This window comes from Actinokineospora auranticolor (genome assembly GCF_041897805.1).
In the GTDB taxonomy this organism is placed as follows: Bacteria; Actinomycetota; Actinomycetes; order Mycobacteriales; family Pseudonocardiaceae; genus Actinokineospora; species Actinokineospora auranticolor.
The window spans coordinates 1,857,441-1,876,539 of the sequence record NZ_CP154825.1 but is presented as its reverse complement, the minus strand read 5'-3'; the positions used below and the strand labels follow the sequence as shown (position 1 = coordinate 1,876,539).

General features: G+C 72.7%; 23 protein-coding genes. 6 read left to right on the top strand and 17 right to left on the bottom strand.

The window, feature by feature from the left end; all coding sequences use genetic code 11:
* Positions 1 to 41 precede the first annotated feature (41 nt).
* On the top strand, positions 42 to 641 hold the full coding sequence (locus tag V5P93_RS08905; protein ID WP_104482045.1) for a maleylpyruvate isomerase N-terminal domain-containing protein: 600 nt from the start codon (positions 42 to 44) through the stop codon (positions 639 to 641).
* Here V5P93_RS08905 and smc read toward each other — a convergent pair.
* The 6 genes from smc to V5P93_RS08875 all read right to left on the bottom strand — a co-directional run bounded on the left by smc (position 638) and on the right by V5P93_RS08875 (position 8,412).
* Complete coding sequence (smc, locus tag V5P93_RS08900; protein ID WP_104482044.1) at positions 638 to 4,372, bottom strand: chromosome segregation protein SMC; 3,735 nt, start codon at positions 4,370 to 4,372, stop codon at positions 638 to 640. The genes V5P93_RS08905 and smc overlap by 4 nt on opposite strands.
* Before the next feature lie 159 nt (positions 4,373 to 4,531).
* Positions 4,532 to 5,272 (bottom strand): zf-HC2 domain-containing protein, encoded by a 741-nt coding sequence (locus tag V5P93_RS08895; protein WP_104482043.1) that lies wholly within the window; start codon positions 5,270 to 5,272, stop codon positions 4,532 to 4,534.
* Positions 5,269 to 5,787, bottom strand: a complete 519-nt coding sequence (locus tag V5P93_RS08890; RefSeq protein ID WP_104482042.1) for a sigma-70 family RNA polymerase sigma factor — start codon at positions 5,785 to 5,787, stop codon at positions 5,269 to 5,271. The genes V5P93_RS08895 and V5P93_RS08890 overlap by 4 nt, the downstream gene beginning before the upstream one ends.
* 71 nt (positions 5,788 to 5,858) lie before the next feature.
* Positions 5,859 to 6,146, bottom strand: a complete 288-nt coding sequence (locus V5P93_RS08885) for an acylphosphatase (RefSeq protein WP_104482041.1) — start codon at positions 6,144 to 6,146, stop codon at positions 5,859 to 5,861.
* Between the two features lie 35 nt (positions 6,147 to 6,181).
* On the bottom strand, positions 6,182 to 7,696 hold the full coding sequence (locus tag V5P93_RS08880; RefSeq protein ID WP_104482040.1) for an alkaline phosphatase family protein: 1,515 nt from the start codon (positions 7,694 to 7,696) through the stop codon (positions 6,182 to 6,184).
* 311 nt (positions 7,697 to 8,007) lie between these two features.
* Positions 8,008 to 8,412: a hypothetical protein gene (locus V5P93_RS08875; RefSeq protein WP_181043777.1), complete on the bottom strand. Its 405-nt coding sequence runs from the start codon at positions 8,410 to 8,412 to the stop codon at positions 8,008 to 8,010.
* A gap of 85 nt (positions 8,413 to 8,497) precedes the next feature.
* On the opposite strand from V5P93_RS08875, the gene V5P93_RS08870 reads away from it, so the two are divergent.
* Complete coding sequence (locus tag V5P93_RS08870; RefSeq protein WP_146108272.1) at positions 8,498 to 9,307, top strand: CAP domain-containing protein; 810 nt, start codon at positions 8,498 to 8,500, stop codon at positions 9,305 to 9,307.
* Here the strand turns inward: V5P93_RS08870 and V5P93_RS08865 are convergent.
* Positions 9,293 to 9,673: a MerR family transcriptional regulator gene (locus V5P93_RS08865; protein ID WP_104482038.1), complete on the bottom strand. Its 381-nt coding sequence runs from the start codon at positions 9,671 to 9,673 to the stop codon at positions 9,293 to 9,295. The genes V5P93_RS08870 and V5P93_RS08865 overlap by 15 nt on opposite strands.
* A 61-nt stretch (positions 9,674 to 9,734) precedes the next feature.
* Between V5P93_RS08865 and V5P93_RS08860 the strand changes: the two genes are divergently transcribed.
* Positions 9,735 to 10,895, top strand: coding sequence for an MFS transporter (locus tag V5P93_RS08860; protein ID WP_104482037.1), 1,161 nt, complete (start codon positions 9,735 to 9,737; stop codon positions 10,893 to 10,895).
* 62 nt (positions 10,896 to 10,957) lie between these two features.
* On the opposite strand, the gene V5P93_RS08855 is transcribed toward V5P93_RS08860, so the two are convergent.
* The 3 genes from V5P93_RS08855 to V5P93_RS08845 form a co-directional block, all read right to left on the bottom strand.
* Positions 10,958 to 11,665 (bottom strand): response regulator, encoded by a 708-nt coding sequence (locus V5P93_RS08855; protein ID WP_104482036.1) that lies wholly within the window; start codon positions 11,663 to 11,665, stop codon positions 10,958 to 10,960.
* 126 nt (positions 11,666 to 11,791) lie between these two features.
* Positions 11,792 to 12,949: a DUF1700 domain-containing protein gene (locus tag V5P93_RS08850; protein WP_104482035.1), complete on the bottom strand. Its 1,158-nt coding sequence runs from the start codon at positions 12,947 to 12,949 to the stop codon at positions 11,792 to 11,794.
* Positions 12,946 to 13,275, bottom strand: a complete 330-nt coding sequence (locus tag V5P93_RS08845; protein ID WP_104482034.1) for a PadR family transcriptional regulator — start codon at positions 13,273 to 13,275, stop codon at positions 12,946 to 12,948. Before V5P93_RS08845 ends, V5P93_RS08850 begins: the two co-directional genes overlap by 4 nt.
* A 137-nt stretch (positions 13,276 to 13,412) precedes the next feature.
* On the opposite strand from V5P93_RS08845, the gene V5P93_RS08840 reads away from it, so the two are divergent.
* Both V5P93_RS08840 and V5P93_RS08835 read left to right on the top strand, forming a co-directional pair.
* Entirely contained in the window at positions 13,413 to 13,643 is a 231-nt protein-coding gene (locus tag V5P93_RS08840) for a hypothetical protein (RefSeq protein WP_104482033.1), read from the top strand.
* A 20-nt stretch (positions 13,644 to 13,663) separates the two neighbouring features.
* Complete coding sequence (locus V5P93_RS08835; RefSeq protein WP_104482032.1) at positions 13,664 to 13,948, top strand: hypothetical protein; 285 nt, start codon at positions 13,664 to 13,666, stop codon at positions 13,946 to 13,948.
* A 162-nt stretch (positions 13,949 to 14,110) separates the two neighbouring features.
* Here the strand turns inward: V5P93_RS08835 and mutM are convergent, their stop codons facing one another.
* The 6 genes from mutM to V5P93_RS08805 form a co-directional block, all read right to left on the bottom strand.
* Complete coding sequence (gene mutM / locus V5P93_RS08830; protein ID WP_104482031.1) at positions 14,111 to 14,998, bottom strand: bifunctional DNA-formamidopyrimidine glycosylase/DNA-(apurinic or apyrimidinic site) lyase; 888 nt, start codon at positions 14,996 to 14,998, stop codon at positions 14,111 to 14,113.
* Positions 14,999 to 15,000: 2 nt separating this feature from the next.
* Positions 15,001 to 15,750: a ribonuclease III gene (gene rnc / locus V5P93_RS08825; RefSeq protein WP_104482030.1), complete on the bottom strand. Its 750-nt coding sequence runs from the start codon at positions 15,748 to 15,750 to the stop codon at positions 15,001 to 15,003.
* A 22-nt stretch (positions 15,751 to 15,772) separates the two neighbouring features.
* The gene (rpmF, locus tag V5P93_RS08820) at positions 15,773 to 15,955 is read right to left on the bottom strand and encodes a 50S ribosomal protein L32 (protein WP_104482029.1); all 183 of its coding nucleotides are present in this window, start codon (positions 15,953 to 15,955) and stop codon (positions 15,773 to 15,775) included.
* Between the two features lie 52 nt (positions 15,956 to 16,007).
* Positions 16,008 to 16,586 (bottom strand): DUF177 domain-containing protein, encoded by a 579-nt coding sequence (locus V5P93_RS08815; protein ID WP_104482028.1) that lies wholly within the window; start codon positions 16,584 to 16,586, stop codon positions 16,008 to 16,010.
* A 208-nt stretch (positions 16,587 to 16,794) separates the two neighbouring features.
* Complete coding sequence (locus tag V5P93_RS08810) at positions 16,795 to 17,517, bottom strand: DivIVA domain-containing protein (protein WP_104482027.1); 723 nt, start codon at positions 17,515 to 17,517, stop codon at positions 16,795 to 16,797.
* A 126-nt stretch (positions 17,518 to 17,643) separates the two neighbouring features.
* Positions 17,644 to 18,069: a ribonuclease domain-containing protein gene (locus tag V5P93_RS08805; RefSeq protein ID WP_104482026.1), complete on the bottom strand. Its 426-nt coding sequence runs from the start codon at positions 18,067 to 18,069 to the stop codon at positions 17,644 to 17,646.
* A 72-nt stretch (positions 18,070 to 18,141) separates the two neighbouring features.
* On the opposite strand from V5P93_RS08805, the gene V5P93_RS08800 reads away from it, so the two are divergent.
* Entirely contained in the window at positions 18,142 to 18,582 is a 441-nt protein-coding gene (locus tag V5P93_RS08800; protein ID WP_219824136.1) for a GNAT family N-acetyltransferase, read from the top strand.
* A 26-nt stretch (positions 18,583 to 18,608) separates the two neighbouring features.
* Here V5P93_RS08800 and coaD read toward each other — a convergent pair whose 3' ends face one another.
* Entirely contained in the window at positions 18,609 to 19,097 is a 489-nt protein-coding gene (gene coaD / locus V5P93_RS08795) for a pantetheine-phosphate adenylyltransferase (protein WP_104482024.1), read from the bottom strand.
* Between the last annotated feature and the right edge of the window lie 2 nt (positions 19,098 to 19,099).

Below are 19,099 nucleotides of genomic sequence, written 5' to 3'. Positions count from 1 at the left end.
CGCTCTTGATCGTCGACGGTCGCCCCGGCCATGCTCAGCGCATGGACGGGGCGATTCTGTTTTCCACGGCGACCGAGTGCCTGGACTTCCTGCACACCCACGCGGGCGAGGACTGGGAGGCGCCGGTACCCGGGATGGACTTCACCGTCGCCGGGGTCGTAGCACACACCAGCACCTCCTTGCTCTACTACGGCGCCGACCTGGCGGCCGGGGCGCGGGAACTGTCCACAACGGAGGTCAAGGTGCGGGCCGCGCCGCCCGGCGAGCTGATCCGCACGCTGGGCATGGCGGCCAGGGTGCTGGCGGCGGTGGTCGACTCGAGCCCGCCGGAGGCGCGCGGCTGGCACCCGTGGGGCGTGGCCGACCCGAGCGGGTTCCTCGGCATGGCCTGCGACGAACTGCTGGTGCACACCGCCGACGCCGGGCGCGGGCTCGGCGTCGAGTTCGTGCCACGCGAGGCGCACAGCCGCGCGCTGCTGGCCAGGATGTTCCCCTGGGCGCCGGACGACCTCGACGCGTGGCAGACCCTGTTGTGGGCCAACGGCCGCGCCGACCTGCCCGGCCACCCCCGACCGCAGGACTGGCGCTGGCACTGCGCACCGCTGTCGGAGTGGGACGGGACCCGACCGGTCGCGGTCTAGACGACCGGGTCGAGCGGTTCCTGGGCGGGCTCCTCCGGGACCGACTCGTCCGCCTGGGACACCCGGGGCTCCTGGTTCTCCTGGGGCTCCTGGGGTTCCGGTGTCCGCGCCGGACTGTCCACAACGGCGGGTGTCTGGGCGGCGGGCTCGGCGCGGCGCTGGAGGCGCTGGGAGATGACCTGGGTGATGCCGTCGCCGCGCATGCTCACGCCGTAGAGCGCGTCGGCGATCTCCATCGTCGGCTTCTGGTGCGTGATGATGATCAGCTGGGAGCTGGCCCGCAGCTGCTCCAGCAGGCCGATCAGCCGCCGCATGTTGGTGTCGTCCAGCGCCGCCTCGACCTCGTCCATCACGTAGAACGGCGAGGGCCGGGCGCGGAAGATGGCGACCAGCATGGCCACCGCCACCAGCGACTTCTCACCGCCGGAGAGCAGCGAGAGCCGCTTGACCTTCTTGCCGGGCGGCCGGGCCTCCACGTCCACGCCGGTGACCAGCATGTCGTCGGGCTCGGTGAGGATCATCCGGCCCTCACCGCCGGGGAACAGCACGTCGAACACGGTGATGAACTCGCGCGCCACGTCGTGGTAGGCGGAGGTGAAGACCTCGAGGATCTTGTCGTCGACCTCCTTGACCACCACGAGCAGGTCGCGCCGGGTGGCCTTGAGGTCTTCCAGCTGGGTGGAGAGGAACTTGTAGCGCTCCTCCAGCGCGGCGAACTCCTCCAGCGCCAGCGGGTTGACCTTGCCCAGCAGCGACAGGTCGCGCTCGGCGCGCTTGGCCCGCCGGGCCTGGGTCTCGCGGTCGTACGGGCTCGACGGCGGCAGCGTGACGTCCTCGCCGCGCTCCTTGGCCGCCTCGTACTCGGCCAGCTCCGACGGGCTCGGCGGCACCGGCACGGTCGGCCCGTACTCGGTGACCAGGTCGTCGAGGCCGATGCCGAAGGTCTCGGCGATCTTGACCTCCAGCTGCTCCAGCCGCAGCCGCTGCTCGGCGCGCAGCACCTCGTCGCGGTGCACGGCGTCGGTCAGCTTCTCCAGCTCGGTGGACAGCTCGCGGACCCGGCCGCGCACGTCGCCGAGCACCCGCTCCCGCTCCGCGCGCTGGGCCTGCACCTCGTCGCGCTCCTGGGCGGCGCGGGTCAGCGACCGGGCGATCCGCTCCAGGGCCAGCTCACCGCCGTCGACCACGGCCTGGGCGATCGTGGCGCCGCGCTTGCGGGCGGCGGTGGCGCGGGCCGAGCGCTCCCGGGCCTCGCGCTCGGCGCGGGCGGCGCGGCGCAGCTGGTCGGCCTTGCCCTGCAACGCGCGGTGGCGTTCCTCGGAGGTGCGCAGCGTGAGCCTGCCCTCCATCTCCTCCTGCCGGGCGGTGGCCAGGGACGCGGTGTACTCGTCGCGCTCGCTGGAGTCCGGTTCGGCCTCCATGTCCTGTTCCTGCTCGACGGCGGAGAGCCGCTCCTCCAGCTCGGCGAGCCGCAGCAGGCCCTCCTCGCGGGCCTGCTCGACCTTGGCGCGCTGCCGTTCGGCGCGCTCGGCCTCGGCCTCGGCGGAGCGCACGGCGGCCCGCAGCCGGTTCAGCCGCTCGGCCGACCGCGCGGCGCGCACCCTGCCCTCGTTCATCGCCTCCTTGACCGCGTCGACCTCGGCCCGCCGGGCCTGCTGCTCGGCGCGGGCGCCCTCCAGCGCGGCGGAGGACTGCTCGACGGCCCGCTCGGCGGCGGAGAGCTTGGCGTTGGCCTCGTCGACGGCGGCCTGCACCTCGATGACGCTCCGCGCCTTCTCCGAGCCGCCGATGGCCCAGTGCGCGCCGAGCACGTCGCCCTCGGTGGTGACCGCGCGGACCCCCGCGTCGGCGGCGACCAGGGCCCGAGCGTCGGCGATGGCGTCGACCACGGCGACCCGGTCGAGCGCGCGGTGCACGGCGGGCAGCAGCGCGTCCGGGGCGCGGACCAGGTCGACGGCCCACCGCGCGCCCGGCGGCAGCGCGGGCCACGCGGCGCGGTCCAGCGGCTGGGCCGGCCCGCCGATGAGCATCCCGGCCCGGCCCTCGTCGCCTGCGCGCAGCAGCCGCAGCGCCTCCACGGCGCCGTCCGGGTTGGCCACGGCCACGGCGTCGGCGACCGGGCCGAGCGCGGCGGCCAGCGCGGCCTCGGCGCCGGGTTCGACGGTGAGCAGCGCGGCGACCGACCCGAGCAGTCCGGGCAGCCGGTCGGCCGACGCCAGCAGCGCGCCCGCGCCGTCCTTGCGGGACAGGCCGAGCGAGAGCGCGTCGACCCGGGCCCGCCAGGAGGCGATGTCCTTCTCGGCGCCGCGCTCGGCGCGGACCAGTTCCTCCACCCGCGCGCGGGCGGCGTCGTGCGAGGCGGCGGCCTGCTGGTGGCGCTCGGCGAGCGAGGCGTCGTCGGAGCTCTCGACGCCGGTCTCCTCCTCGGCCGCGGCCAGTTCCTCGGCGGCGACCTCGGCGCGTTCGCGGGCCTCGCCCAGGGTGAACGACAGCCGCTCGATCTCCTCGTCGGTGGCGCCGGTCTTGCTGCGCAGCGCCTCGACCTGACCGGCCAGCCTGGCCAGGCCCTCGCGGCGGTCGGCGATGGCCCGGACGGCGGCCAGGTGGGCCTTCTCCGCGGCCTGCACCATGCGCTCCAACTCGGCCCGGCGCTCGGTGGACTCGGCGAGCGCGTAGCGGGCCTCGGCCACCGCCTCGAACAGCTCGGCCTCGCGGGTGGCGGTGTGCTCGGCCTCGGCCTCCAGCTCCTCGGGGTCGCGACCGCCGCGCGGGGCCTCCACCGAGGCGGACAGGTGCCGGGCGCGCTCCACGGCCAGCCGCACGGTGCCGCGCAGCCGCTCCTCCAGCGCGGAGAGCCGGTACCAGGTCTCCTGGGCGGCGGCGAGCTTCGGCGCGTCGACGGCGAGGTTGTCCTCCAGCTCGGTCTGCCGCGCCTGGTAGATCTCCAGCGCCTGCTCGACCTCGCCGCGCTTGCGCCGGGCGGTGGCCTCGTCGGCCTCCTCGCGGGCGATGTCGCCGCGCTGGGTGACCAGGTCGTCGGCGTGCAGCCGGAGCCGGGCGTCGCGCAGCTCGGACTGCGTGGTCTGCGCCTTGCGGGCGATCTCGGCCTGCTTGCCCAGCGGCTTGAGCTGGCGGCGCAGCTCGGCGGTGAGGTCGTTGAGCCGGGTGAGGTTGGCCTGCATCGCGTCGAGCTTGCGGATGGCCTTCTCTTTGCGCTTGCGGTGCTTGAGGACGCCCGCGGCCTCCTCGATGAACGAGCGGCGCTCCTCCGGCTTGGACTCCAGGATCGCGGAGAGCTGGCCCTGCCCGACGATGACGTGCATCTCGCGGCCGATGCCGGAGTCCGACAGCAGTTCCTGCACGTCCATCAACCGGCAGCCCTGGCCGTTGATCTCGTACTCGCTGGCGCCGTCGCGGAACATCCGGCGGGTGATCGACACCTCGGTGTACTCGATGGGCAGCGCGCCGTCGGAGTTGTCGATGGTGAGGGTGACCTCGGCGCGGCCCAGCGGGGCGCGGCCCGCGGTGCCCGCGAAGATGACGTCCTCCATCTTGCCGCCGCGCAGGCCCTTGGCGCTGCCCTCGCCCATCACCCAGCGCAGCGCGTCGAGCACGTTCGACTTGCCCGAGCCGTTCGGGCCGACGACGCAGGTGATGCCCGGCTCGAACTTCAGCGTCGTCGCCGAGGCGAACGACTTGAACCCCTTCAGCGTCAGGCTCTTGAGGTACACGAGGCGAGACCCTTCAGGTTGGGCTCAGGCTTGGGCGCAGTCCGCCGTTATCCGGCCGAGACTACCGGTGCGCCCCGCCCGGATCGGTGAGGCGGGGCCGGGTGGCGGCCATCGGACCTGGTCAGCGCCTCGGCCCCGGCTTGGTCACCGGGCGCCCGGTCAGGACGGCGCGGGCACCTCGACCAGGACGTCGCCGTCGTCGTTCTGCACCTGGATGCGGGAGATGCGGGCCAGGGTGATCGACGTGCTGCCGGGGACCGCCTCGCCCTGCCGGTAGCCGGTCGCCCACCAGCCCGCCACCTCGAAGTAGCCGTCGCGGCCGCGCACGATCAGCTTGCACGGCTTGCCCGCGGGCACGTCGTGCAGCCGGATGCGCACCTCGGTGCCCCAGTCGCGGTCGGTGAGGTCGAGGTCGGCGCGCACGCCGCTGGCCGGGTCGGTGCCCGACCAGCTCACCGAGTACGGGCCGGGCTCCGCCGTGTCGCCGAGCGACTCGTAGACGATCACGCTGCCCACCGACAGCGCGATCACCGCCGCGGCGGCCGCGACGATCTTCGGGTAGCGGCCGCGGCGGCGCCGGTCGATGTCGACGACCGGGGGCGGGGGCGGGGCGGGCGCGGGCGGCGCGGGCGCCGGGTCCAGTTCGGCGTCGAGCGGGTCGTCGTCGAACCACTCGGGCGCGCGGGGGGCCTCGACCCGCAGGTCGGCGGGGACCTCCGGGGTGTCCTCGAAGTCCTCGACCCGGATGCGGTGCAGCAGGCCGGGCAGCGGCGAGAGCCGGACCAGCTCGCGGCGGCAGGCCGAGCAGGCCGCGGCGTGCGCCTCGAACGCCGCGCGCTCGGCCGGGTCGAGCGCGCCGAGCAGGTAGGCGCCGAGCGAGAAGGTGTGCGTGCAGGTCACAGCTCCGTCACCCCGCGCTCCTCCAGGGCGTCGCGCAGCGCGCGCAACGCGTAGAACGACCGCGACTTGACCGTGCCCGCCGGGATGCCCAGCACCTTGGCCGCCTCGGCGACGGTGCGCCTGCGGTAGAACAGCTCGGCGATGACCGCCCGGTGGTCGCGGGTGAGCGCGCGCATGGCCTCGGCGACCTGCCAGCCCTGCAGCACCTGCTCGAACTCGTCACCGGCGCGCGGCCAGTCCTCGTTCTCGATGGGGACCTCGGTCACCCGCGCGCTCTGCCGCCGGTAACCGGAGATCACCAGGTTCTTGGCGACCGTGTACAGCCACGGACCGGCCTTGTCCGCCTCGAGCGAATCGGCGTGGCGCCACGCCCGCAACAGTGTCTCCTGCACGACATCCTCGGCGCGCTGGTGGTCTCCGCCGACCGCGCGCAGCACGTAGCCGAGCAGCGGTCGCCGGTATCGGCTGTAGAGCTCGCGGACGAACTCGTCGTCCTGCTCCGGGGTGCTCCCCACGCTCAGGGCCTACGCCTCCCGGTGTCGAGCGGTTCACCTCAGGTGATGATCCGGTGTGTGGGATCGACCACTCAACGTTCGACGAACCCCTCCAGGTTCCCCTTGGCCGGTCCCCAGTGCTCCACAACCGACTCGACCGTCCCCGGCGTGGTGCCGGAACGCAGCGCGTCGAGCAGTCGCGCGCACCGGTCCCGGCCGCCCTCGGCAACCACTTCGACGCGACCGTCCCGAGCGTTACGCGCCCAGCCGACGAGTCCGATCTCCAGCGCGCGGGAGCGGGTCCACCAGCGGAAGCCCACCCCCTGCACGCGACCGCGCACCCACGCGGTGACGCGCTGGGGTTCCTGCGTGTCCGACACGGGCCCATGGTGACATGAGCCCGTGTCGGGTTGGCTCACGCGGTGGTGACGGTCGGGGCGTCGACGGCCCAGTACCAGTTGTTCGAACCGTTGGTGAGCTTCCAGGTGACCTTCATGGTGGTGGCGCCGGAGGGCACGGCCACGGTCAGCGACTCGATCTTGGCGACCGCGTCACCGGAGTAGGTCAGCACGGTGGTGGGGGCGCCGCCGTCGAACGACACGGTGACGGTGGCGGTCTCGGCGCCTTCCTTGCGGTAGTGCGAGCTGAACCCGACCTTGGCCGTGGACTTGCCCGCGACCGGGTAGGCCGGGGAGGTCAGCGCGCTGTTGAAGGTGCCGGAGGTGGACTTGTCCGACCACTCGTCGGAGTCGGCCACGGCGAACACGCCCCGGGCGCGGACGTTGTTCTCCCGCCACTGGCCCGCCTCGGCGCGGGTCCAGAACTCGTCGGTGGCAAAGGACCAGCCGCGCCACTCGGCCACGCCGCCGGTGCCCATGCCGGTGTTGTCGATGGTCCAGCCGGACGGGGTGGTCTTGGTCCAGCCGCGCACGGTGGCGGGGATGCCGGTCTCGTCGACCCGGGTCTGCAGCGAGCCGACGAGGGTGTCGAACGGGTCGCCGGTGGCGGTGCCGAGCACGCGGCCGTCGAGCGCGCTCGGCACCGCGACGCCGAGCAGGCTCAGCACGGTCGGTGCGATGTCGACGTTCTTGGGCGCGATGGCGGGCGTGCCGGGGGTGGTGCCCGGGCCGCTGCGGATGATCAGCGAGGAGCGCTCGGGCGGGGTGTTGCCGCCGTGGCCGCCCGCGTCGGTGTGGCCGTGGTCGGCGGTGACCAGGATCGTCCAGTCCTCGGCCGCGTGGGTGGGGCGGGCCTTGATCGCGTCGAGCAGCTGCTTGACGCGGCCGTCGGTGGCGTTGATCGCGTTGAGGTAGCAGGTGGTGGCGGCGCCGCAGCTGTGGCCCGCGGCGTCGACGTCGTCGAGGGCGACGAAGGAGGCGTCGGGGCCGACGGTGAGCAGCCGGTTCGCGGTCTGCGTCGTGGTGTCGGTGTCGTTGCTGCCGTTGACGCGGGCGTCGATGGCCGAGCCGAAGATCGCCCGTCCGGCCGAGTCGTTCACCAGGGGGTCCCAGGTGGCGGCGGCGAAGGTCGACAGGGCCGGGTTGGCCTGCTCGGCCCGGGTGAGGAAGTCGGGGTAGGTGGCCAGGTTGGTCGAGGTGCCCCAGCTGTTGCTGAGCACGCGGTGCTTGTCTGGCCAAGTTCCGGTGGCGATGGTCGCCCAGCCGGGGCCGGAGAGGGTGGGCGCGAGGGGGTTCGAGTAGAGCGCGGTCTTGCTGGCCGAACCGGACGCGATCAGGCCGTCCAGGGTCGGCGCGTCGGCCGGGGCGATCCGGTCGTAGAGCAGGCCGTCGATGCCGATGACCAGTACTTTCTGCGGTTTGGCCGCAGCGGGGGCGGCCTGGGCCGCCGCCGGGGTGAGCAGCGCGCCCGCGGTGAGCGCGCAGGCCGCGACGGCGGCGGTGGCGGTGCGGGGGTGCGGTGATCGCCGCAAGGTTTCCTCCAGGGGCAGGGGTCCGGCGAGTGCGCGTTCGAGCCTGCCTGTACAGACAAGTTGGCGGCAACGGACGGGCGGCGGGCGACGGCGGAACGTCCGGTGAACGCCGGTCAACCGGCGGTGACGGCGATCGGTGACCGCGGGCCACCCGCACCGGGCACCACGGTCGAGTGATACGTTGCCGCGCCGTGACCCGCCTTGCCGGCGGGTCAGGGAGGTAGGACCCGCATGTCCGAGCCAGATGAGCCGGTCGTCACGTCCGTCCCGGAAGACTCGCCCGAGCAGCCACGCGGTCTGCGCCGGTCCCCCTACGCCATCCTGGGCGTCGCGGGCGTGGTGGTGTCCACGGTGTTCGCCGCCGTGGCGGGCCTCGCCGCGAAGCAGGACGAGGACGCGCAGCCCGCGAGCAACGAGGTGACGGTCAACCGGACCACGACCACCACCTCGCGCACGAGCACGACCCCGACCACCACGGACGCGGTCACCAGCACGGAGACGTCGTCGACGACCACCACGACGGAAACGACGACGACCACCACCGACGCCGGGACCACCACGACGACGACCACGACCCGCAAGACCAACAAGCCGCCGACCACGACCACCCAGCCGGGCGGCGGGGGCGGCAACCCGACGACGCAGCCGACACGGCCGACGACGCCCACCACCACGAACACGCCGACGACGACACCCGATCCGCCCACGACGACCACCGAGCCGCCTCCCACGACGTGATGGAGTGACTTCGTGTGGCATGGGTGAACCACAGCTCACCCATTAGTGGTACTTTGCCGAGCCGTGACAGGACGACGCCAGGACGGCGGTCCCCGCAGCGGCTTAGTGCCCGCTGTGCTCGTGGCCCTCGCGGTGGGGGCGAGCACAGCGGGGGTCACCACGCTGCTGACAACGGGTTCGGCGGCATCCACCGCGGACGGCGGCGGCCGTCCGGGCCAGGTCGCCTACAACCAGGTCAACCCGACGGGCGTGTTCGGCTCCGGGATCACCGGCGGCACCGCCTCGGCGTCGGCGACCGCGATGACGAGCCCACCACCGTCCAGCACGCCTTCCGTGGCGCCATCGGCCGCCACGACGGCCATCACGGCGTCGTCCCAGCCGACCACAACGACCACGGCCGCGCCCCCGGGCGCGCCGGTCACCGGCGGTCCCACGACCACGCAGCCGGGCAACCAGCCCCCGCCGCGCACCACGACCACCCAGCCGCCCGTTGGCGGCGGTGGCGGGACGTCGGCCTCGCAGGTCCTCTCGCTGACCAACGCCGAGCGCGCCCGCGCGGGCTGCCCGCCGCTGCGGCTGGACAGCAGGCTGAACTCGGCCGCGCAGAGCCACAGCAACGACATGTCGGCGCGGCACTACTTCTCGCACACCACGCCGGAGGGGCTCACCTTCGCCGACCGCGCGCGGGCCGCGGGCTACGACGCGCCCGCGGCGGAGAACATCGCGGCGGGCTACACGTCGGCGTCGGCGGTCATGGCGGGCTGGATGAGCTCGTCCGGGCACCGGGCGAACATCCTCAACTGCGCCTACCTGACCATGGGGTCGGGCTACGCGGCCGACGGCAACTACTGGACCCAGCTATTCGGCTGGTGAGCCCCCGGCGCGCTCCAGCACCTCGTCGAGGTACTCGGCGATGGCGTCGCGGTTGCGGGTGAGGCAGTCGATCCGGCCGCTCATGCTGGCCAGTTCCCGCTCCAGCGTCGCGATCATCTCCGGCGTCGCGTCCGGGAAGTGGATCTGCCGGGGCTTGTCCAGGCACGGCAGGATCTGCTTGATGATCCGGGTCGGCAGCCCGGCGTCGAGCAGGCCGCGGATCTGCCCCACCCGGTCCACAGTGGACTCGTCGTAGTCGCGGTAGCCGTTGGCCGACCGGGCGCAGAGGATGAGGCCCTGTTCCTCGTAGTAGCGCAACAACCGGCGGGGTGTGCCGGTGCGCTCCGCCAGCTCGCCGATGCGCATTGTGCTCGCCCTCACGTCCGGTGGACCTTTACATCAATGTGATGGTTCGAGCATAGTCCGCATGCCTACGAACACGGTCGAAACCCGGCTCCCGCTGCCGCCGCTGGTCGCCCTGGCCATGGCGGCCTTCGTGACGGTGCTGACGGAATCGCTGCCCGCCGGGGTGCTGCCCGCGATGAGCCGGGACCTCGGCGTCACCGAGTCGGCGATGGGCCAGTCGGTGACGATCTACGCGGTGGGCACGGCCCTGGCCGCCGTCCCCCTGACGGCCGCCACCGCCACCTGGCGCCGCAAGCGGTTGCTGCTGACCGGGATCGCGGGCTTCGCGGTCGGCAACACGGTGACGGCGGTGTCGTCCGACTACACCCTGACCCTGGGCGCCCGGTTCGTCGCGGGCCTGGCGGCGGGTCTGGTGTGGGCGCTGCTGGCGGGTTACGCGGCGCGGATGGTGCCGGAACCGGTGCGGGGGCGGGCGATCGCGGTGGTGATGACGGGGATCCCGCTGTCGCTGTCGGTGGGCGTCCCGGCGGGCACGTTCCTCGGGGGCGCGGTGGGCTGGCGGGTGACGTTCTGGGTGATGACCGCCCTGGCGGTGGTCCTGCTGGCGTGGATCACGGCCGCGGTCCCGGACTTCCCGGGCAACCCCCGAGGCGGCCGCGTCCCGGTGCGCCAAGCCCTCAAGGTCCCCGGCGTAGCCACGATCATGGCGGTGACCGGGATCTTCGTGCTGGCCCACTCGGCCATGTACACCTACATCGCGCCGTTCCTGGGGGACACCGCGGTCGACACGGTCCTCCTCGTCTTCGGCGTCGCGGCGACGGCGGGGGTGTGGGTGGTCGGCGCCCACATCGACCGCCACCTCCGCCTCCTGACCTTGGCGGCCCTGACCTTGGTGCTCGTCGCGGCGGTGCTGTTCGGCCTGGGCGCCACGCCGTACGTCGCGGCGGCCCTGTGGGGCTTGGGCTTCGGTGGAATCCCCACGCTCCTGCAGACCGCCGCGGCGGGCAGCGCGGGGGAAGCGGGGGACACGGCCCAGGCCGTCTTGGTGACCCTGTGGAACGCGGCAACCGCTATCGGCGCCGTGGCAGGCGGAATCGTCCTGGACACCACGGGCTCAACCGGATTCCCCTGGCTCCTCTTGGCCTTCACCGCATTCGCCACAGCCGCGGTAGCTGGCTCTCGAAGGCACGGCTTCCCGGTCCAGGCCGCCGGTGCTTCTTGATCGCCTTGCTGCCCGTCCGGTTGCGCGCACCGGCGCCCCTGCCCTGACCACCCGACACGGAGTCAGAGTTCGAAGCGGTAGCCCATGCCCGGCTCGGTGATCAGGTGCCGGGGCCGGGATGGGCGGGGTTCGAGCTTGCGGCGCAGTTGGGCCAGGTAGACGCGCAGGTAGTGGGTCTCCCCCGCGTACGCCGGACCCCACACCTCGTGCAGGACCTGCTTCTGGGGGACGAGTTTGCCCCGGTTCCGCACCAGCAGCTCGAGGATGCCCCACTCCGTCGGTGTCAGGTGGACCTCCGCCCCGTCCCGGCGCACCTTCTTCGCCGCCAAGTCGACCGTGAACGACTCCGCCTCCACCACCGCCTCCTCCGCCGGTGCGGCCGAGGTGGCGCCGCGGCGGACAGCGGCACGGAGGCGGGCCAGCAGTTCGTCCATGCCGAAGGGTTTGGTCACGTAGTCGTCCGCCCCCGCGTCGAGGGCGCGGACCTTGTCGCCGGAGTCGCCGCGGGCGGACAGGACGATGATCGGGACCGTGGTCCAGCCGCGCAGGCCCTCGATGACCTCGGCGCCGTCGATGTCGGGGAGGCCCAGGTCGAGGACCACGACGTCCGGTTTGCTCTCCGCGGCGGCGCGCAGGGCGGCGGCGCCGTCGTGGGCGGTGCGGACGTCGTAGCCCCGGGCGGTGAGGTTGATCCGGAGCGCGCGGACGATCTGCGGTTCATCGTCGACGACGAGCACGGTGGTCACGGCGACTCCCTTCGCGACCGTCATTCTCGACGCCGACCTCCTCTCCCACACGTCCAGCCACGGGAGAGCTTCGTCGTCCCGTGGCTGAACCGGTGCGGCCCTGACGCCACTTTGACGCCCTGACCAGCGGTCTTTACGTGTTCCTGACGCTCACCCGGTCGTGGTCGTCGCAGGCGCGGACGAGACCGGCGTCGTGGTCACCGAAGGCGACAGGCTCACCGAAGGCGACGGGCTCACCGGCGTCGTCGTCGCCGAAGTCGACGGGATCACCGACGTCGTGCTCGGCCGGAGCGTGGCGTTGGGCGGCAGCGGCACGAACGGCAGCCCGCTCAGCTCCACGCACTGCCCCCCGCGGTACTCGACCTGCGGCTGCGGGAACCGGTTGTCGAAGGCGCGGGAGCTGGACTCGCAAGAGTTGCGCACGACGTTGAGCGGCATGCCCTCGTGGTCGTAGAGGTAGAACTCCGGGATCGGCTTGCCGTCGGCGTCCACGGCGTAGACGTTGTCGAGGTACTTGCCCTGGTAGTTCAGCCCCGGCGACACGTACTCGTACGGCCGCTGCGACGACCGGTCCGAGGCGTACAGCACGACGGTGAGCGTCGCGGTGGCCAGGAGCGCGTTGCCCGCCACCACCAGCGGCAGCAGCCGCCGGTCGGTGCTCGACCGGGGCCCGGCCCAGGTCAGGAACGCGACCACGACCACCGCGACGACCACTCCCTCCGTCGCGCCGACCAGCATGAGCGCCAGCACCAGCACGACCCTGGCCACCCACCAGCCGGGCCGCAGCGACCGGATGAACTCGACCACGCGCGGCGACGGCAACCCGGCCGCGGCCACCCCTCGTGCGCGGGCGAACCGGTACTCCGGCAGCGACTCGACGTCGGCGCGCCGGAGGTAGCCGCTGAACACCCACACGAGGCCCGGCGCGGCGGCGAGCAGCGTGAAGAACAGCCAGAGGTACTTCTCCTGGTGCCTCGGCTGCGCCAGCATCCCGCCGACGACCAGGCAGGTGAAGGTCAGCAGCGCCGTCGACCAGACGAAGTAGCGAGCCGCCAGGCGGGACTTGCCCCGCGCGGAGTCCGCGCTCGCGGGCGGCGGGTAGCCACCGGCGGCGCGCAGCTCGGCCGCGTAGTCCTCGGGCGTCCCCAGCCGCCCGGTCAGGTCGCCGGTCTCGTCGAGCACCTCGGCCAGGTGCGGCTCGACGTCCTCCATGACCTCGGCCAGCTCGTCGGCGGGCAGGTCGGCGAGCGCGGCCCGCACCCGCCGCAGGTAGTCCACCAGCTCCTGGCGCGTCTCGGTGGTGTTCACGCCGCGGCCCCCTTTCGCAGAATCCCGTCCAACGCCTCGGAGAACGCGCGCCACGCCCGCTCCGACTCGACCAGCCGCTCCCGGCCCGCGTCGTTGACCCCGTAGTACTTGCGGTGCGGTCCCTCGTCGCTCGGGACGACGTACGAGGTGAGCAGACCCGCCCGGTAGAGCCGCCGCAGCGTCCCGTAGACCGAGGCGTCGCCGACCTCTTCCATCCCCCCGCCGCGCAGTCGCCGCAGCACGTCGTAGCCGTACCCGTCCTCGTCCTTGAGAACGGCCAGCACGGCCAGGTCCAGCACTCCCTTGAGCAACTGGCTGGTGTCCATGCGCCCTCCCGGTATCGCGCTAGGAACACTATTACGCATTGCGCACTACCGCGCAAGGCACTGTCCAGTGCGACCTTGACGCTGTACGGCTGACGAGCCTCTACCTACCGACGGCCCCGCACCCCGGTGAGGCCCCCATGACACCTCTGCTCCTCGCGCTCGCCCCTACCTTGATCGCGCTGGCACTCCGCGTACCCGGTCGACACCCCACCGGAACCGGTTCTGCTGCGCCCAGGGGATATCGAGGGCTGCTCGCCGACCTAGACCGGCGCATCGACCTGGAGGCGGGTCTGGCCGACGCCACCCTGGCCACGCACGGAACCAACCTCACCGCCGCCCTCACCGACACCCTGGACATCGACGCCTGAGCATCGAGCGGTACCCGTGGGTGCGCGAGACCCACCTGCTTCTCGACGCCGCCAGGCAGTTGCGCGAGCTGCACGGCGAGCCAGCGGTGTTCGCCGCCCGACTCGTCGACACCGAGGCGCGCATCTCGCCCATCCTGGCCAGGCTGGCATTCATCGAGCGCAGCCTCTGGCAGAACGTGATCACCATCGCCGTCGACGCCGCCAAGGCGGGTGGCTTCGACGCGCGGTTGCCAAGGACGCTGGCTGACTTCACGCGCAGGCGAGCGGAATCGCCCGTCGCGGGGACCGCGTCGGGTTCGCCGTAGCGCGGATGGAGGAGGCCTTGGCGGACCACGTCGGTGCCGATCTGCGCACTGCCGATCTCGACGGCGTCCCCTCGTCGGCGTGCGCTGGTCGGACGAGACGCGCTGGCCGCGAGGCTGGGAAGATCAGATCCAGGAGGCGTCCGAGGAGATCGGCCCCGGCATCTACGAGATCCGCTCGCGCGGGGTGGGGGTGAAGCCCGTCGGTCTCGGCTGACACTTGGGGCACGAGTACGACGACCGGTTCATGAACGGCTCCCGGCGGATCTCCCGACCACACCGCCCGCACGGCAGGCCCTCCTGCCCATACGCGTTCAGGGACCGGTCGAAGTACCCCGACTGCCCGTTGATGTTCACGTACAGCGCGTCGAACGACGTCCCGCCCACCGCAAGGGCCTGGTTCATCACGTCCGTGGCCGCGCCCAGCAGCTCCGTGACCTTCGCCGCCGAAAGCTTGTCCGTCGGCCGGGCCCAGTGCAGCCGGGAAAGCCACAGGGCCTCGTCGGCGTAGATGTTGCCGATGCCCGAGACCAGGGTCTGGTCGAGCAGCGCCCGCTTGATCTCGGTGTGCTTCCGGCGGATCGCGCGCACGGCAGCGGCCAGGTCGAACGACGGATCCATCGGGTCGCGCGCGATGTGTGCGACGGGTTCCGGCAGCGGCACCCCGTCCACCACCACGACGTCCTCGACCGACAGCCCGCCGAACGTCCGCTGGTCCACGAACCGCAGCTCGGGGCCGTCGTCGGCGAACCTGAGGCGGACCCGCAGGTGCTTCTCGTCCGGCGCACCCGGCGGCTGGACCAGCATCTGGCCGCTCATCCCCAGGTGGGCCAGCAGGGCCTCACCCGAGGACAGGTCCACCCACAGGTACTTGCCCCGCCGCCGGGCCGCGACCAGCGCGCGGCCGACGAGGCGACCGGCGAAGTCGACGTCACCGGGCAGGTGGCGGCGGATCGCACGCGGGTGGAAGACCTCGACCGCGGACACGACCCGGCCCGCCACGTGGTCCTGCACACCCCGCCGGACGACCTCGACCTCGGGCAGCTCGGGCAAGCTCAGGCACCGTCCGCGGCGTCGGACTCCGCGTTGATCTTCTCGGTCAGTTCGCGCCAGGCGGCCTCGGCGGCCTTCTGCTCGGCTTCCTTCTTGGTGCGTCCGTCGCCGTTGCCGTAGCTGAGGCCGTTCACCACGACGATGGCGGTGAACTCCTTGCGGTGGTCCGGCCCCTCCTCGCGCACCCGGTACTCCGGCACGCCCAGCCCGGCCGACGCGGTCAGCTCCTGGAGGCTGGTCTTCCAGTCCAGGCCCGCGCCGCGCAGCGGCGCCTCGGCCAGCAGCGGGTCGAAGTGGCGGTGCACGACCTGCCGCGCCACGTCGATGCCGTGCTGCAGGTAGACCGCGCCGATGACGGCCTCCATGCCGTCGGCCAGGATGCTGGCCTTGTCGCGGCCACCGGTCAGCTCTTCGCCCTTGCCGAGCAGCAGGTGCGCGCCCAGCCCGCCCTCACCGAGGCCGCGGGCCACACCGGCCAGCGCGTGCATGTTGACCACGCTGGCGCGCAGCTTGGCCAACTGCCCCTCGGGCAGCTCGGGGTGGGTGCTGTAGAGGTGATCGGTCACCACCAGCCCGAGCACCGCGTCGCCCAGGAACTCCAGCCGCTCGTTGGGCGGCAGGCCCCCGTTCTCGTAGGCGTACGACCGGTGCGTCAGGGCGAGCACGAGCAGCTCGGCGCCCAACCGGACGCCGAGCGCTTCGAGCAGCGTTTCCGGATCCCCCTGGGGACCCCGGGACGCTTTACCCCCCATGCCGTGGTTCTGCTTCCGCCGACTACGCGGGCTGGATAACCTGGCGGCCCGCGTACTGGCCGCAGGTGGGGCAGGCGATGTGCTGCGGCTTGAGCGCGCGGCAGGCCTTGTTCGAGCAGGCCACCAGGTGCACAGCAGTGGTCTTCCACTGCGAACGGCGCGAGCGGGTGTTCGAACGCGACATCTTCCGCTTGGGGACGGCCACGACTGACTCTCCTCTGACGAGCTGTTGAAGCAGGACTCGGTCTAGCTCTTGCCTACTGACCCGGATCCTGTTGGAACCGCTCATGCAGCGCGGCCCACCGAGGGTCAATGGTCTCATGCCGGTGATCGGGGCCGAGATCGGCCCACTTGTCACCGCACTCCGGGCACAGCCCGGGGCAATCCTCCGCGCACAGCGGCACGTGCGGCACGGCCAGCACCACGGCGTCGCGGACCACCGGTTCGAGGTCGACCAGGTCGTCGACCAGCCTGGGGATCTCGTCCTCGTCGGTGGTCTCGTCGGTCGCGCTGTCCGGGTACGCGTAGAGCTCGGTGATGCGGACCTCGACGGTGTCGGCGATCCCGTCCAGGCAGCGCGAGCACTCACCGGTCAGCGGACCGCTCGCGGTACCGGTGACCAGGACGCCCTCGACGACCGACTCCAGCATCAGGTCCAGCTCCACCTCGGCGCCCACGGGCACGCCGATGACGCCTTCGAGGCCGAGCACGTAGGTGGCGGCCGCGGTGCGGCGGACCGGGCGGCTGGAACCGGCTCGCCTGCCCAGCTCACGGGTGTTGATGACCCAGGGGCTGGTGATCACCGGGCGGTCGTGGCCCTTGCGGTTGGCGGACATGATCTCCGACGTCAGGCTTTCGTACTGGTGTGCGGTGCGCGCCGAACGAGGCGTTCACGCGCGCGGGTAGCCGGAACAGCCTACGTGATCCGGGCCGCCCAGGGGTAATCGCGCCGGGCCGGCACCCCCGCGCGGACCTGGGCGCGCCCACGCGAGTCGGGGACGATGCCGGGCGAAGGCGCGGGGGTGGGTGGCGGGAGGAAGTGCCTCAGTCCTCGTAGTCGAAGGGGACGGCGCCCGCGGCCACGCTCGTCATCGGTCCGCGCAGGTGGGCGCGGCCCTTGCCGACGGTGCGCAGCGTGTGCGTGAGCAGGTCCTCGAACTCGGCGAGCTTGCCGTCGACGTACGCGTCGCACTCGGCGCGCTGGCGGGCGGCCTCGTCGGCGGTGGCGTCGAGCACGCGGGCGGACTCGGCGTGCGCGGCCTGCACGACCTCGGTCTGCGAGACCAGCCTGCCCTGCTCGAACCGGCCCTCCTCGACCGAGCGCTCGTAGGACTCGCGGCCCGCCTGGATCATCCGGTCGGCCTCGTCCTGGGAGCGGCCGACCAGGCTCTCGTACTCGGCGCGACCGGCGGCCACGGTGCGGTCGGCCTCGTCGCGGGCGTCGGCGACGAGCCGGTCGGCGTGCGCGGTGGCCTCGGCGACCAGCCGCTGGGCCTGCGCGCGGGCCTCGGCGACGGTCTGCTCGGCCTCGAGGTTGGCCTTGCTGACGGCCTGCTCGGCCTGGTGCTCGGCGGCGCCGACGATCTCGTCCTTGCGGTCGAGCACGTCCTGGGCGTCGTCGACCTCGGCGGGCAGCGCGTCGCGGATCTCGTCGAGCAGTTCGAGCACGTCGCCGCGGGGGACCACGCAGCCGGAGGTCATCGGCAGCCCCCGGGCGTCCTCCACGATGGTGACCAACTCGTCGATGGCCTCGAAGACCTTGTACACGACTCCTCCTCCGCCCGGTCGCCGAACCGCGGGCGCGGACCCGCCCACCCGGGCGACGATTCTGCCCGCTCGGGGGGCCGGTCCGGGGGACGTGGCGCCGGGCGTGTCCCGGCGCCACGGTCCGGATCAGAAGGTGATCAGCCGGAAGCTGGCGTAGTGGTCGGCGGTGTAGAAGTACTCGCCGCCGGAGCCGGTCACGATGCGGCGGGCGCCGCGGGTGCTGGAGCCGGGGGTCTTCACGGTGTACTCGTGGTAGTAGCCGGTCGAGCAGTTGGGCAGGATCCGCTCGCGGTTCTGGAAGACGATGCCGTCCTGCGGGTACGGGAACGGGCCGTGGGACTGGATGAGCCGGTAGGTGTCGGTGGCCTGGCTGGGCAGGCCGGCGAGCGCGACGCGGGTGTAGGAGGACGTGTTTCCGCAGGCGGGCTGGGCCGCGGCGGCGGCGTGGGCGGGCGCGGCGGTGGCCGTCGCGGTCTCCACGCCGAACACGCCGAGGGTGATCAGCAGCAGGGCTAGCAGGGACTTGGCGCTCCTGGCGGCGATGTTGCTCATTTTCGGAACGTAGCCCGATGAGGTGATCGGTGGCTGACCACGGCGTGAACCCGCTGTGGCAGGCTGTTGATCGTGCTCATCCGCCCCGCCCGCGCGACCGACGTCCCCGCGATCGTGGCCATGCTCGCCGACGACCCGCTGGGCTCGGCCAGGGAATCCCCCGGCGACCCGCGGTACGCGGCGGCGTTCGACGAGATCGACGCCGACCCGCGCCAGGTGCTGGTGGTGGCCGAACTGGACGGGGAGGTCGTGGGCACGCTCCAGTTGACGATGACCCCGGGGTTGTCGCGGCTGGGCGCGACGCGGGCGACGATCGAGGGCGTCCGGGTCCGCGCGGGCCACCGCGGCGACGGCCTGGGCCAGCGGCTGATCGAGTGGGCCGTGGAGGCCGCCCGCGACCGCGGCGCGATCATCGTCCAGCTCACCACCGACGCGACCCGCCGCGAGGCCCACCGCTTCTACGAACGCCTCGGCTTCGTCGCCAGCCACGTCGGGATGAAGCTCCCGCTGTAGCCGTTGCGGGCCGGGTCGTCCGCGGCTCAGTCGGCGCGGTTGGCCTCGATGCGGGCCATCAGTGCCTTGTGGACGGTCGGCGGCAGCAGGTGCGCGACCTCGCCCCCGTAGGTGGCCACCTCCTTGACCAGCGAGCTGGACAGGAAGCTGTTCTCCGGCTTGGTGGGCATGAACATCGTCTCCACCCCGGTGAGCCCCTGGTTCATCTGCGCCATCTGCAGCTCGTAGTCGAAGTCGCTGACCGCGCGCAGGCCCTTGACGATGGCCTGGACGTCGTTGCGGGCGCAGTACTCCACCAGCAGGCCGTGCCACGAGTCCACGCGCACGTTCGGGAGGTGGGCGACGGTCTCGGCGAGCAGGCCCATGCGCTCCTCGACGGTGAACAGGCCGCGCTTGCTCTTGTTGACCAGGACCGCGACGGCGACCTCGTCGAACAGCGCCGCGGCCCGCTCGATGATGTCGAGGTGGCCGTTGGTTGGCGGGTCGTAGGACCCGGGGCAGACCGCGCGCGTCATGA